Below are 14,215 nucleotides of genomic sequence, written 5' to 3' on the forward strand. Positions count from 1 at the left end.
CCCGACCTATTATAAGTGCTCGAGTCTATGCGAGGAGCCGGTGTGTGCCCCGCGTCCCTTTTCGGCTTCGTTGCAACCGTCCCGGCCCCGGCCCCCATGGCCTACCCTAGGCAAAACGCCGCCGTGCCCGGAGGAGCCGCCATGACCGCAGACCGCACCGTCGCCCAGATCTTCCGCGACTTCAAGCAGCCCGTCTCGTTCGAGATCTTCCCGCCCAAGGGGGAGCTCTCCGCCGAGGAGGCCCGCTCCCTGGCCGCCGGGCTCGCGCCCCTCGACCCCGCGTTCGTCTCGGTGACCTACTCCGCCGGCGGCTCCGGCAACGCCGGCCCTACCGTGGAGGTCGCCTCCATGGTCCAGCGCGACCACGGCATCCCCACGGTGGCCCACCTCACCTGCCAGGGGCTCACCCACGCCGCCCTGGCCGAGAAGTGCGCCCAGATGCGTGCCGCCGGCATCCGCAACGTGCTCGCCCTGCGCGGCGACCCGCGGCCCGACGTGGAGCCCGGGGACTTCGAGTACGCCAGCGACATGATCCCCCTCCTGGTGGAGGAGGGCTTCTGCGTGGGCGCGGCCGCCTACCCCGAGGGGCACATCTCGTGCCTGGACCCCGAGGTCGACGTGGCCTACCTCCGCGCCAAGCAGGACGCCGGCGCGAGCTTCCTTCTCACCCAGCTCTGCTTCGACAACGAGGCCTGCTACCGCTTCCGCGACCGCTGCGACAGGGCGGGTATCACGGTGCCCGTCTCGTTCGGCATCATGCCGTTCATGTCAAAGTCCCAGGTGAGCCGCATGGTCTTCATGTGCGCGGCCAGCATGCCCACGGCCGTGGTCAAGCTCCTTGCCCGCTACGAGGACGACCCCGAGGCCCTGCGTGCGGCCGGCGTGGAGTACGCCTGCGACCAGCTGGCCGACCTCGCGGCCCACGGCGTGGACGGGCTGCACGTCTACACCATGAACCGCCCCGGGGTGGCCGCCGCCTGCGCCGCCGCCGCGCGCGGCGAGGGCCGATGAGCGCCGCCCCCGTCCCGGCCACGGGCATCCTGGCGGGCGCGGGGTCGTTCTCGCCCGACCGCTCGGAGGTGCTCCGCTACCTGGGGCACCGGGGCCAGGAGCTGGGTCCCGAGCTGGAGGGGCGTCTCACGGCCGTCATGGCCCGCGCCGCCGCCGAGGTGCGCCCCCGCTGGGTGTGGCGCGTGTGCCCCGTGGCGCCGGGCCCCGAGGGGTTCGTCGTGGGCGGAACGGGCCTGGTGCTGCCCGGCCGCTCCATGGAGGTGCTGCTCGGGAACGCCCGGGCCGTGGCGCTCCTGGCCGTGACCTGCGGGCCCGGGCCCGACACCGTGGCCGCCCGCGACGCCTCCCGCGACCCGGTGGGGGCGCTCGTCTACGACGCCTGCGCCATCGACCTCGTGGAGCAGGGCGCCGACGCCTGCAACGACGCCGTGGACGCCTGGGCCGCGGCCCGGGGCCTCGTGCCCACGCGCCGCTACAGCCCCGGCTACGGGGACCTGCCGCTCTCGGTGCAGCCCGCTCTGCTCGACGCCCTGGACGCCGGCCGGCGACTGGGTGTCACGCTGACCGAGAGCCTGCTGATGGTGCCGATGAAGTCCGTGACGGCCGTGGTGGGGATCGGGCCCGCCTGACCCGCCACGCGTCCACCGAGGAGGGTGACCCCATGACCGACGAGAAGCCCGCCGACCTGCTCGGCGCCGCCCTGGCCCGCGAGGCCTTCCTGCTCTTCGACGGCGGCCTGGGCACCATGCTCCAGGCCCGGGGCATGGCCCCCGGCGCCGTGCCCGAGCTGCTGGTGCTCTCGGACCCCGACCTCGTGGCCGGCGTGCACCGCGCCTACGTGGAGGCCGGCGCCGATGTGGTCACGGCCTGCACTTTCGGCGCCAACGCCGCCAAGCTGGCCGGGCGCGCCACCGTGGCCGAGGTCTTCTCGGCGGCTGTGGCCCTGGCCCGCGGCGCCGGCGCGCGCTACGTGGCGGCCGACATGGGGCCCACGGGCGCCCTGCTCGAGCCCTTGGGGCCCATGACGCTGGACGAGTGCGAGGCGCTCTACCGCGAGCAGGCCGAGGCCGTGGCCGCCACCGACGCGGACCTCGTGGTCATCGAGACCATGGGCGACCTCCTGGAGGCCAAGTGCGCGCTCCGGGTGTGCCGCGAGGTCCTGGACATCCCGGTGGTCGTGACCATGACCTTCGGTGAGGACGGCCTCACGTTCCTGGGCACGCCGCCCGATGTGGCCGCGGCCACGCTGTCCGCCGCCGGGGCCGCCGCTGTGGGCGTCAACTGCTCCCTGGGCCCCGACCGCCTGGTGCCCGTGGTGGAGGCCATGGCCCGGGTGTCGCGCGTGCCCGTGGTGTGCCAGGCCAACGCCGGCCTGCCCCGCATGGAGGGGGACCGCACGGTCTTCTCCGTGGGGCCCGAGGAGTACGTGGCCGCCGCCGCCGACCTCGTGGCCGCCGGCGCCACCGTCCTGGGCGGCTGCTGCGGCACCACCGGCGGCCACATCGCCGGGCTCCGGCGCCTCCTGGACGGGGCCGAGCTGCCGGCGCCCGCCTACGTGCCGGCCTTCACCGTGGCGAGCGCCCGCCGGCTCGTGGGGCTGCCGGTGGGCGGGCACCGGGTGGCCGTGGTGGGCGAGCGGATCAACCCCACGGGCAAGCGCCGCCTCAAGGAGGCGCTGCGCGCCGGCGACCTCGACTACCTGGTGGCCGAGGCCCTCGACCAGCGCGACGCCGGCGCCGACCTCCTCGACGTCAACTGCGGCCTGCCCGAGCTGGACGAGCCCGCCGTGCTCGCCGCCGCCGTGGGCGCCGTGCAGGCCGCCTGCGACCTGCCGCTGCAGGTGGACTCCACCGACCCGGAGGCCCTCGACGCCGCCTGCCGCGCCTACGCCGGCAAGCCGCTCATCAACTCCGTCAACGGCTCCGAGGAGTCCCTGGCCGCCGTGCTGCCCGTGGCCGCCCGCCACGGCGCCGCCGTCGTGGGCCTCACGCTGGACGAGGGCGGCATCCCGCCCACGGCCGGGGAGCGCGCGGCCATCGCGCGGCGCATCGTGGCCCGGGCCGAGGAGGCCGGCATCGCCCCGGAGGACGTCTCCATAGACTGCCTGGCCATGGCCGCCTCCACCGACCAGGGGGGCGTGGCCCAGATCCTCGAGGCCCTGCGCCTCGTGCGCGCGTCGCTTCCGGTGCAGACCATGCTCGGCGTCTCCAACATCTCGTTCGGCCTGCCCCTGCGGCCGCTCGTGAACGCGACGTTCCTGGCCGAGGCCCTCTCGGCCGGTCTCACCATGCCGATCATGAACCCGCTGGACGCCCGCAGCGCCGACGTCGTGGCCGTGCACCGGGTGCTCGACGGCGAGGACGACGGCGCCCGGGCCTACATCGGGGGCTACGCCGGCCGCACCGACGCCGCGGCGGCCACGGCGCCCGGGCCGGCCACCGCTGCCGGCGGGGCGGGGGAGGGGGCGCCCGCCACCGACGAGGACCTGGCCCGGCAGCTGATCCTCTCGGGCCGCAAGGGCCCCATGGGAGAGGTCGTGCGCCGCCTGCTGGGGAGCCGCGACGCCCTGGACCTCATCGACTCCGTGCTCATCCCAGCGCTGGACGAGGTGGGCGAGCGCTTCGAGGCGGGCACCATGTTCCTGCCGCAGCTCATGGCCTCGGCCGAGGCCGCCGGCGCGGGCTTCGACGTCATCAGGGCCGCCATGCCCGAGGGCTCCTCGGGCGGCAAGGGCGGCGTGATCCTCGCCACGGTGAGGGGCGACATCCACGACATCGGCAAGAACATCGTGAGGATGCTGCTGGAGAACTACGGCTACGACGTCGTTGACCTGGGCCGCGACGTTCCCCCGGAGGCCGTGCTCGCCGCCGTGGAGGAGACCGGCATCCGCGTGGTGGGCCTCTCGGCGCTCATGACCACCACGGTCAAGGCCATGGCCGAGACCGTCGAGCTCCTGCGCGAGAGGGCCCCGGGCACCTTCGTCTTCGTGGGCGGCGCCGTGCTCAACCCCGAATACGCCGAGATGGTGGGCGCCGACGCCTACGCCAAGGACGCGGCGGAGAGCGCGCGGATCCTCTCGGAGGTCTACGCGTAGCGGCCCTCCCCATCGACGGCCGAACCGCCGCCCCGCCCTCCCGGCGTCGCACCGGCCGGGCCCGCGGGCCCTGCCGCCACCCGTCGCCGACGCGCCGCCCGCCACTGCTAGACTGGAGGGCCGCACCGCACCCAGCCGCGCCCGGAGGGACCCCATGCAAGAAAGCGCCATCGACATCGACTCGCTCAACGACGCCCAGCGCGAGGCGGTCCTCACCTGCGAGGGCCCGCTCCTCGTGCTCGCCGGCGCCGGCTCGGGCAAGACCCGCGTGCTCACGCACCGCATCGCGCACATGGTGGCCGACCTCGGCGTGGCCCCCTGGCAGGTCCTGGCCATCACGTTCACCAACAAGGCCGCCGCGGAGATGCGCGAGCGCCTGGGCGCCCTGCTCCCCGGGGGCACTCGCGGCATGTGGGTGTGCACGTTCCACGCCATGGCCGTGCGCATCCTGCGCGACGACGCCGAGCTCCTGGGCTACCGTCCCAACTTCACCATCTACGACGACGACGACTCCAAGCGCCTGGTCAAGGCCATCATGGCCGACCTCGACATCGACACCAAGCAGTTCCCCATCAACATGGTCCGCTCCAAGATCGGCGCCGCCAAGAACGCCATGGTGGACGCGGACGAGATGGCCGCCCAGGCGGCCGACCCCGCCACCCAGAAGGCGGCCCGGGTCTACGCCGAGCTCCAGCGCCGCCTCATGGTGGCCAACGCCATGGACTTCGACGACCTGCTCGTGAACACGCTCCTCCTCTTTGAGAGGCACCCCGAGGTGCTGGAACGCTACCAGCGGCGCTTCGTCCAGATCTCGGTGGACGAGTACCAGGACACCAACCACGTGCAGTACCTCATCACCAAGAGGCTGGCCGAGCGCCACCGCAACCTCATGGTGGTGGGCGACGACGACCAGTCCATCTACTCCTGGCGCGGCGCCGACATCCAGAACATCCTGGACTTCGAGAAGGACTACCCCGACGCCCGCGTGGTGAAGCTGCAGCAGAACTACCGCTCCACGGGCCACATCCTGGCCGCGGCCAACGCCGTGGTGGCCAACAACTCCCACCGCAAGCCCAAGCGCCTGTTCACCGACGAGGGCGACGGCGAGCCCATCTCGGCCTACCAGGCCGCCGACGAGCGCGACGAGGGCCGCTGGGTGGCCGCCGAGATCGAGCGCCTGCACGCCGCCGGCACCCCCTACGACGACATGGCGGTCTTCTACCGCACCAACGCCCAGAGCCGCATCCTCGAGGACATGTTCCTGCGCGCCGGCGTGCCCTACAAGATCGTGGGCGGCACGCGCTTCTTCGACCGCGCCGAGATCCGCGACGTCATGGCCTACCTCAAGCTCGTGCTCAACCCGGCCGACGACGTATCGGCCCGCCGCGTGGTCAACGTGCCCCGCCGAGGCATCGGCGCCACCTCCCAGGACAGGATCGCCGCCTACGCCGCTACCCACGGCATCCCGTTCTTCTCGGCCGCCCAGGCCTGCGTGGCCGAGGCCGGGCTCCTCTCGCCCAAGGTGCGCAACGCCCTGGCGGCCTGGACGAGCGCCGTCGAGGAGGCCCGCCACTACGAGGGCGAGCTCTCCCGCGTGGTGGAGCTCATCGTGGAGCGCTCCGGGCTCGTGGCCGCACTCGAGGCCGAGCGCACGCCCGAGGCCGAGGGCCGCATCGAGAACATCCGCGAGTTCCTGCTCATCGCCCAGGAGTTCGACGAGAGCCACGACGACGTGGTCTCGGCCCTGGAGTCGCTGGCGGAGCTCCGCGAGGCCGGCGTGGCCGGCGCCGAGGCCGTCGACGACCCCGCCGCATCCGCCCCGCAGCCCGTGGACGACGACGGCCAGGGCGCTCTGTTCGCCGCGCCGGACGGGGCCGCCGCGCCCGCGGCCGACGGCGGCTTCGGCGCCGTGGCCTCCTCCCAGCTGCCCGCCTTCATGGAGTGGCTGGCCCTCCGCAGCGACCTCGACAGCCTCTCGGGCCAGACGAGCGCCGTCACGATGATGACCATCCACTCCGCCAAGGGCCTGGAGTTCCCCGTGGTGTTCGTCTGCGGCATGGAGGAGGGGCTCTTCCCCAACCTCGCGCACGACTCCGACCCGGCGCGCCTGGAGGAGGAGCGCCGCCTGGCCTACGTGGCCATCACCCGGGCCCGCAAGCGCCTCTACCTCACCTACGCCGCCACGCGGCGCACTTGGGGCGCCACCCAGGCCAACCCCCGCAGCCGCTTCGTGAACGAGATCCCCGAGAGCCACATCAAGGTGACCGGCGTGGGTTCGGCGGGCTTCTCGGGCACCGGCTGGGAGAAGCGCGGCGACCGCCGCGGCACCTTCGGCTCCGGCACGGGCTCCTCGGTGTACGGGGGCTCGGTCTTCGGCAACCAGACGCGCTCCTCGGGCACGGCCCGGCCGGCCCCGGTGCGCAAGGACCCCCGCAAGGCCGCCGAGAGCTTCGAGCCGGGCGACCGCGTGCATCACAAGACGTTCGGCTCCGGCACCGTGGTGGCGGTGAAGGGCGACACCCTCGAGGTGCGCTTTGCCAAGAGCGGCCAGACCAAGAAGCTCATGAAGGGCTTCGCCCCCATCGTCAAGGTGCAGTGACGTGGGAGTCGGGACGATGACGGCCGACGTGGCGACGTTCTTCAAGAGCGACCTCGGCGTGCTGGTGGGCAAGGTCATCCTCGTGGCGGTGATGGCGGTCGTCGCCCGGTGCGTGGAGCGTGTGCTCACCCGCATGACCCGGGAGGGGCTCGAGAAGGCCGACGTCCCCAACGCGTCGATCTTCGTCAACGTCGTGCGCGGGACGGTGTGGATCATCGCGCTGCTCATGATCCTGCAGCCGGTCTTCGGCATCGCCCCCAACGCCCTCATCACGTCGCTCGGCGCCGCCTCCATCGCGGTCTCCCTGGGCCTGCAGACCACTATCTCCAACCTGGTGGGCGGCCTCACGCTCATGGTCACCAAGACCATCAAGCCGGGCGACTACATCACCGTCAACGGCATCACCGGCCAGGTGACCGACGTCAGCTGGCGCGACACCACGGTGCGCGACCGCCTGGGCAACGCCGTGGTGGTGCCAAACTCCCAGCTCAACTCGTCGGCCATCACCAAGATCGCGGTGCGCCAGGCCAACATGACCAGCCTCGACGTCACCCTCAAGGCCGGGTGCGACGTGGCCGACGCCTGCGCCAAGATCCGGGAGGCCGCCGACAAGGCCCTCGGCCGCGCCGCCGACCCGGCGAGCGCCACCCGGGTGGTGTGCACCGCCACGGGCAGCGACGGCACCAAGGTGAGCGTCTACTTCGACGTCGACCCGTCGGTGACCTTCCAGGCCGCCACCGACGCCGTGGTCCGCGCCCTCGAAGGGGCGAGCTACCTGGCCTGACCCCTCTCCCAACCCAGCAGCGGCGCCCCGCCGCCTTCGCCCCGACCCCGAGGAAGGAACACCCATGCGCGTCAACCAGGCCATTCTCCACAGCTACGAGGGCAAGTCCTGCGTCAAGGTCTTCTCCGAGGCACCCATGGACCTCACCGACGACGAGGTCAAACGCTATGTGACCTCCCAGGCCCGCCGCGCGCTCTCCAACCTGGACGCCCGTCGCGGGGCCTTCCTGCCCGACAGCGCCTTCGCCAAGGAGGCCGTGGCGTTCTTCCGCGGCAACGCCGACTTCGCCCCGTTCACGGCCGGCGCCGCCGAGTTCCTCATCGGCCAGATGGGCCAGATGGAGGAGACCCCCTCGTTCGACCTGCTCTTCATCGACTTCGAGGGCCGCGAGGAGGAGACCGTGGACGGTCTCGGCGAGGAGGACATCGAGATGATGTACCGCTCCCAGGCGCCGCGGTACCTGGCCATCGTGATGCTGGAGAGCCGCCGGGCCTACATGCACGAGGTGGGCCGCGACGAGCTGGGCCACACCCTGGCCTCCATCGCCCGGCACCACGCCATCCTGCCCAACCCCTCCCAGAAGGTGCGGTCGTTCGCCGTGGTGTCGGCCACGGGCGACGTGCGCTTCTGCGACGAGCCCCGGGTGGTGGCCGGCCGCAGCGTGGAGCTGCTGCCCGAGGCCCTGCTCCAGTGCACGAGCGAGGCCTCGAGCAAGGAGGTCGTGCAGGGGGTGTGCGACCTCGTGGGGGCCGTGGCCGACGAGTTCGGCGCCAACCCCGCCGCCGCCGTGGCCCGGGCCAAGGCCTACGTCTCCGAGAACGCCGAGACCGACGAGGTCCTGGTGCCCGAGCAGCTGGCGCGCGACGTCTTCGCCGACGCCCCGCAGATGCACGACCGCTTCGTCGAGGAGGCCGCCGAGCAGAACCTGCCCGACCGCGTGGCGGTGGAGCCCGAGGTGGCCCGCCGCGTGGCCGCCAAGCACAAGATCCGCACCGACACGGGCATCGACATCACGTTCCCGGCCGAGTACGGCAAGAACCCCGACTTCCTTGAGTTCGAGAGCAACCTCGACGGCACGCTGAGCATCCGCATCAAGAACGTGGGGGCCATCGAGAACCGGTAGAGCCCGGTTTCGGGGCGGTTCTCGCCGACGTAGGGGGCGTCCCCGGCTACGCCCGGGCCGCCATCCACTCCGCCATCTCGGGCATCGCCGGCTGCACGGCCATGCCGATGAGCGTGGGGCCGGTGTGCACCAGCAGGTCCGGCGAGAGCCTGGAGCGGATGAGCCCGCAGGCGTTGCCCACCTTCTCCTGGAGCAGGGCCACGTAGCGCTCGAGCATCGGGTCGTCGCCGGTGGCGGAGGCGCAGGCCAGCACCACGTCCTTGTAGAGCCTCGCGCGCTCGGCGATGAGGTCCACCGTGGCCTTGAGGGCGCGCTCGCGGCCGCGGCACTTCTTGACCGTGCGGTACCTGCCCTCCTCGTCGCACTCGAAGATCGGCTTGATGTTGAGGGCGGAGCCCAGGCGGTAGGTGGCCTCGGAGATGCGGCCGCCGTGGCGCAGGAACGAGAGCTCGTCGAGCGAGAAGAGCACCCACGTCTGCTCGGCCTCGGCGTTGAGGCGCCCCTCCAGCAGGTCGAAGTCCACGCCGGCCTCGACCATGAGGGCGCAGTCCATGACGGTCATGCCAGCGGCCACGCCGATGGACCTGGTGTCCACCACGGCCACGGGGAAGTCCTCCATCTGGTTGGCCACGAGGTGGCAGGTCTGGTTGGTGGCCGAGAGCCCCGAGGAGATGGTCACGACGACGGCCCTCTCGTAGCCGTCGGCCCGGGCCTGCTCCAGGGTCTCCCTGATGGAGGCGGGGCTCGGCAGCGAGGTGGTGGGGATCTCGGTGGAGAACCGCTCGATCACCTCCTCGGACGTGATGTCCACGCCGGAGCGGAAGCTGCCCTCGGTGTAGTTGATCTGGAGGGGGATCTGTCTGATGTCGTGGGCTTTGGCGAAGTCCGCTGGCACGTTGGTGCCGGTGTCGGTCACGACGGCAATCTTCTGGGCGTTCATGGAGGCGCGCTACCCTTTCGGTTGGTGCAGGGGGCCTTGCTCTTGGGGCCGTGCACAAGGGTACCTACCCCGTGCCCGGCGAGGATTGCCAACGGGCGGACACCTCGGGAATTCCCATGGGCCCCATACAACCTGTGAGCCGGCTGATAGAATCGACGTTCAATGAATCGACGGCGTACTAAGGAGCCGCTTGCCATGGCACAGAACCAGCACGTCGACGGTGGGGAGAAGCCCATCGTCATCATCTCAGAACCCAAGGTCAGGGAGCGCCGCAAGAAGCGCCTCCGCCGCCAGAAGCTGACCTCCAACGGCACCGTGGCCGCGGCGGTCATGGTCTTCGCGGCCCTCGTGGCCGTGGTGGTGGCCAACACCCCGGCCTACGAGGCGGTGCACCATTTCCTCATGGAGCCCCTCACGCTGGGCGTGGGCCCCCTTGTGGGCACCCTCTCGGTGGAGGTGTTCGTCAACGACTTCCTCATGGCCGTCTTCTTCCTGCTCGTGGGCATCGAGCTCAAGTACGAGATGACCGTCGGCGAGCTCAAGAACCCGCGCCAGGCCGCCCTGCCCATGCTGGCGGCTGTGGGCGGCGTGGTCGTGCCCGCCCTCATCTACGTCGCCTTCAACGTGGGCGGCCCCGGCATCGGCGGCTGGGCCATCCCCATGGCCACCGACATCGCCTTCGCCCTGGGCGTCATGAGCCTGCTGGGCGACCGCGTGGCCCCCGCCACCAAGGTCTTCTTCTCCACCCTGGCCATCGCCGACGACATCCTCGCCATCGTGGTCATCGCCCTGTTCTACGGCCACGCCCCGTCCATCCCCTGGCTCGCGGCCTCCCTGGCCTGCGTCCTGGTCCTCGCGCTGCTCAACTACGCCCGCGTCTACACCGTGCGCAGCTACGTGGTGGTGGGCCTGGCCCTGTGGTTCTGCATGTTCAACTCGGGCATCCACGCCACGCTCGCCGGCGTGGTGCTGGCGCTGTTCCTGCCCTGCACGAGCGACATCCGCCTCACGGCCCTGCGCCCCTGGCTCGAGTCCAAGAGCCGCGAGCTCGACAACGCCTACGACGGCGACCTGGACGTCCTCGGCCAGCACGGGTTCACCCGCATCGCCTCGGGCGTCGAGCGCGTCATGCACCGCGTGACCCCGCCGCTCCAGCGCATGGAGCACGCCATCACGGTGCCGGTGAACTTCGTCATCCTGCCGATCTTCGCCTTCGTGAACGCCCAGGTGCGCCTCATCGGCGTCGACCCCATGGCCATCGTCTCCGACCCGGTGACCCTCGGCTCGTTCTTCGGCGCCCTCGTGGGCAAGCCGGTGGGCATCATCCTCGTCACCTGGGTGCTGGTGAAGGTGGGCTTCGCCCGGCTGCCCCACGGCGTCGACTGGCACCAGGTCACCGGCGTGGGCATCATGGGCGGCCTCGGCTTCACCATGTCCATCCTCATCTCGGGCCTGGCCTTCACCGAGCCCGCCGAGGTGCTCGCGGCCAAGTGCGCCATCCTGTCGTGCTCGGTGGTCGCCGCCGTCGTGGGCTGCGTCTACATGATGGCCACGGGCCGCAAGGGGAGGGCGTCGGCCGAGGGGTGACGCCCCCCCGCCATGGGCCGCTATGAGGACGCGCCCTCCCCGGCACCGGTCCGGGGAGGGCGCGTCCCTTCTCTCCGCGATGGGGGGCGTCCCGCGGGGACGCCTCAGCTCACGATGCCGTAGCGGCGCCCCCAGCCGTGGGCGGCCAGGGTGGAGTTGATCTGGTCGCAGAACTGCGACCGCGTGAGCCCCATGGGCGGCAGGAGCGAGACCACCTCCACGAGGTCCTCGGAGAGGTCGTGGGACTGGGCCAGGACCAGGGCGTCCAGGCGGTCCGCGCGCTTCTCGGTTGCGAAGAGCAGGTCCACGAGGCGCTGGAGCTCCCCGTGCTCGGGCGATTCCTGCCAGGTCTCCGACATCGCCGCACCCCTTTCACCGACGGCCTGTTTCGGGCGCGCGAACACGCCCGCCGACCGGGCCATCATAGCAAGCCGCCCGGCGCCGGGCCGTCTATACTTTTCTGTCAGCCGAAGCCCGCCGGACCCGAGGGGGACCCATGGACAACGTGTACCTCGCACTGGACGACGCGGCCCTCGCCGCGGAGGTCGACCGTCTCCAGGCCGACGTCGACGCCCTGGCCGCCAAGGGGCTCTCCCTGGACATGGCCCGCGGCAAGCCCTCGCGCGAGCAGGTGGACCTCTCCCGGTCCATGCTCGACGCCCTCGACTCCGGCTCCTGCCTGGAGGACCAGGGCCAGGACGCCGCCAACTACGGCGTGCCCGACGGGCTCCCCTCGGCCCGCGCCCTCATGGCCTCCCTCATGGGCGTCCCGGCGTCCCAGGTGGTCGTGGCGGGGTCCTCCTCGCTCAACCTCATGTTCGACTGCGTGGCCCACGGCTTCGTTCGCGGCGTCCGCGGCGCCGAGCCCCAGTGCGCCCAGGGCCCGCTGCGCTTCCTCTGCCCGGCCCCGGGCTACGACCGGCACTTCGCCGTCACCGAACACTTCGGCTTCGAGAACGTGCCGGTGCCCATGACGCCGGAGGGCCCCGACATGGACGTCGTGGAGGGGCTCGTGGCCGACCCGTCGGTCAAGGGCATCTGGTGCGTGCCCAAGTACCAGAACCCCTGCGGCATCACCTACTCCGACGTGACCGTGCGCCGCATGGCGGCCCTCCGCCCCGCCGCGCCCGACTTCCGCGTGTACTGGGACAACGCCTACGTGGTCCACGACCTCTACGACGAGGGCGACGAGCTGCTGAACATCTTCGACGTGCTGGCCGAGGAGGGCCGGGATGCGCTCGTCTACGAGTTCGCGTCCACCAGCAAGGTGACGTTCCCCGGCTCCGGCATCGCCGCCGTGGCCGCCAGCCCGGCCGACATCGCAGACCTCAAGGGCTCCTTCGCCGTGGAGCGCGTGTGCCCCGACAAGATGTCCCAGCTCATGCATGTGCGCTCCTTCGCCGACGCCGACGCCGTGCGCGCCCACATGGCTCGGCTGGCCGAGGTCCTGCGCCCGCGCTTCGAGCTCGTGGAGCGGCGCCTCTCCGAGGGCCTCGGCGAGACCGGCTGCGCCACGTGGACCACGCCCCGCGGCGGCTACTTCGTCTCCTTCGAGGGGCCCGAGGGCTCGGCCTCGCGCATCGTGGACCTCTGCCGCCGGACCGGCGTGACCCTCACCGGCGCCGGCGCCACCTGGCCCGGCGACGACCCCAGGGACTCCAACATCCGCATCGCCCCCAGCTACCCCACGCTGGAGGAGCTCGACGCCGCCCTCGAGGTCTTCTGCGCCTGCACCCGCCTCGTGAGCGCCCAGCTGGCCGCCGAGGCCCGCGGACTTCGCTGAAGTTCTGGAGAATGGGTTGCATCTGATTGAAGCGCCGAGGGTTGGTATAACCTTCCCCCTTGCTTCGAGAAGTCTCGTTACGGACCTATGCGGGGAGGTGCTGTGGCCGGTTCCAAGAAGGGCCGTAAGAAGCCCACGGGCAAGGAGGTCGCCGTTGTCGTGGTGTCGGTGATCATGGTCGTGTCCATCCTGCTGCCCTCCTTCTCCCAGATATTCGCGTCCCAGCCCACCACCTCGTCAGCGCCCACGTCGTTCGACGGGGCGGCCTCCAAGTACCGGCCCGAGGTGGACAGCGCCAAGGAGGCCGTGGACCGCGACGGCGGCGACAAGGCCGCCCAGCTCAAGCTCGCCCAGGCCTATTACCAGTGGGGCATCTACGCGGAGTCCTACGCCGGCAACGACGACGAGCAGTCCGAGGCCAGGGAGCTCCTCGACCAGGCCCAGCAGGCGTTCGGCGCCTACCTGAACCTCGAGGGCTCCCTCGACAGCGACGAGGCCAAGAACGCCGCCGTGGACCGCGCCCTGTGCGAGTACTACGCCGGGGACACCGCCGCTTGTATCGAAAGCCTTAAATCCGTTGTGGACGAGACCAATTACGCGCCCGCGTGGGCCAACCTCGGTATGATGTATCAGAATCAGGGAAGCACCCAGGACGCCATGGACGCCTACCAGCACGGCATCGACGCGGACCCCGACGGCACCACGGGCGTCAAGAGCTACTGCGAGCAGATGCTCTCGAGCCTCAAGGGCTCGGCCGCCAGCGAGTCCGGCGGCGCCGAGGCGCTCTCCCAGAAGTTGGACACGACCCAGTCCTCCTCGTGACCGAGGGCTGTAGTAACCGTACCGTTGACTGATCCGCGCCCGAGGCGCACGAAGAGGAAGAAGAGGAAGGCCCCATGTCTCTCTCTGTGAAGACCGAAAAGACGGGATCCCACGTCGACGTCGTCATTCTCGGCGAGGTGGACGTCTCCTGCGCCCCCGACCTCACCGAGGCCCTGGCCGCCGTCCTGGAGGACGACGTCGACACCATCGACGTCGACATGGCGCAGGTGCCCTACATCGACTCCACCGGGATCGGCGTGCTCGTGGCCGCCGCGCACCGCGCCCAGGACGCGGGCTCCGAGCTCACCGTGAGCCGTCCCCAGCCCAACGTCCTGCGCGTCCTCACGCTCCTCGGCGTGGGTTCCGAGTTCAACGTCAACGAGGCCTAGGCGGTCTCTTCAATTCTCAACTCTTAAGGGAATCTTGCACCCAGGTTGCCTAAGCCTTAAAGTATGGGCTTACATGCGCTGAA

General features: G+C 71.2%; 12 protein-coding genes. 10 read left to right on the forward strand and 2 right to left on the reverse strand.

Annotation, left to right across the window (positions count from 1 at the left end; translation table 11 throughout):
• Window positions 1-141: 141 nt before the first annotated feature.
• The 6 genes from NFR49_RS07440 (at window position 142) to NFR49_RS07465 (ending at window position 8,611) form a co-directional block, all read left to right on the forward strand.
• Entirely contained in the window at window positions 142-1,011 is an 870-nt protein-coding gene (locus tag NFR49_RS07440) for a methylenetetrahydrofolate reductase (protein WP_251159013.1), read from the forward strand.
• Window positions 1,008-1,640: a vitamin B12 dependent-methionine synthase activation domain-containing protein gene (locus NFR49_RS07445; RefSeq protein ID WP_251159014.1), complete on the forward strand. Its 633-nt coding sequence runs from the start codon at window positions 1,008-1,010 to the stop codon at window positions 1,638-1,640. The genes NFR49_RS07440 and NFR49_RS07445 overlap by 4 nt, the downstream gene beginning before the upstream one ends.
• 32 nt (window positions 1,641-1,672) lie before the next feature.
• A complete protein-coding gene (locus tag NFR49_RS07450) occupies window positions 1,673-4,105 on the forward strand; it encodes a homocysteine S-methyltransferase family protein (RefSeq protein ID WP_251159015.1) in 2,433 nt (810 codons plus the stop codon).
• Window positions 4,106-4,259: 154 nt separating this feature from the next.
• Entirely contained in the window at window positions 4,260-6,704 is a 2,445-nt protein-coding gene (locus NFR49_RS07455; RefSeq protein ID WP_251159016.1) for an ATP-dependent helicase, read from the forward strand.
• 1 nt (window position 6,705) lies between these two features.
• Complete coding sequence (locus tag NFR49_RS07460; protein WP_251159017.1) at window positions 6,706-7,488, forward strand: mechanosensitive ion channel family protein; 783 nt, start codon at window positions 6,706-6,708, stop codon at window positions 7,486-7,488.
• A 64-nt stretch (window positions 7,489-7,552) separates the two neighbouring features.
• Window positions 7,553-8,611 carry a nucleoid-associated protein gene (locus tag NFR49_RS07465; protein WP_251159018.1) on the forward strand — a complete coding sequence of 353 codons (1,059 nt, stop codon included), beginning with the start codon at window positions 7,553-7,555 and terminating at the stop codon, window positions 8,609-8,611.
• A 46-nt stretch (window positions 8,612-8,657) separates the two neighbouring features.
• On the opposite strand, the gene NFR49_RS07470 is transcribed toward NFR49_RS07465, so the two are convergent.
• Entirely contained in the window at window positions 8,658-9,551 is an 894-nt protein-coding gene (locus NFR49_RS07470) for a DegV family protein (RefSeq protein WP_251159019.1), read from the reverse strand.
• A gap of 195 nt (window positions 9,552-9,746) precedes the next feature.
• On the opposite strand from NFR49_RS07470, the gene nhaA reads away from it, so the two are divergent.
• On the forward strand, window positions 9,747-11,138 hold the full coding sequence (gene nhaA / locus NFR49_RS07475) for a Na+/H+ antiporter NhaA (RefSeq protein WP_251159020.1): 1,392 nt from the start codon (window positions 9,747-9,749) through the stop codon (window positions 11,136-11,138).
• A gap of 104 nt (window positions 11,139-11,242) precedes the next feature.
• Here the strand turns inward: nhaA and NFR49_RS07480 are convergent, their stop codons facing one another.
• Window positions 11,243-11,497, reverse strand: coding sequence for a hypothetical protein (locus NFR49_RS07480; protein WP_251159021.1), 255 nt, complete (start codon window positions 11,495-11,497; stop codon window positions 11,243-11,245).
• Window positions 11,498-11,634: 137 nt separating this feature from the next.
• Between NFR49_RS07480 and NFR49_RS07485 the strand changes: the two genes are divergently transcribed.
• The 3 genes from NFR49_RS07485 (at window position 11,635) to NFR49_RS07495 (ending at window position 14,132) form a co-directional block, all read left to right on the forward strand.
• The gene (locus tag NFR49_RS07485; RefSeq protein ID WP_251159022.1) at window positions 11,635-12,921 is read left to right on the forward strand and encodes an aspartate aminotransferase type Ic; all 1,287 of its coding nucleotides are present in this window, start codon (window positions 11,635-11,637) and stop codon (window positions 12,919-12,921) included.
• A gap of 102 nt (window positions 12,922-13,023) precedes the next feature.
• Complete coding sequence (locus NFR49_RS07490; protein ID WP_251159023.1) at window positions 13,024-13,743, forward strand: tetratricopeptide repeat protein; 720 nt, start codon at window positions 13,024-13,026, stop codon at window positions 13,741-13,743.
• 74 nt (window positions 13,744-13,817) lie between these two features.
• Complete coding sequence (locus tag NFR49_RS07495) at window positions 13,818-14,132, forward strand: STAS domain-containing protein (protein WP_251159024.1); 315 nt, start codon at window positions 13,818-13,820, stop codon at window positions 14,130-14,132.
• Window positions 14,133-14,215 lie beyond the last annotated feature (83 nt).

Source organism: Caniella muris (assembly GCF_943193035.1).
GTDB classification, from domain to species: domain Bacteria; phylum Actinomycetota; class Coriobacteriia; order Coriobacteriales; family Atopobiaceae; genus Granulimonas; species Granulimonas faecalis.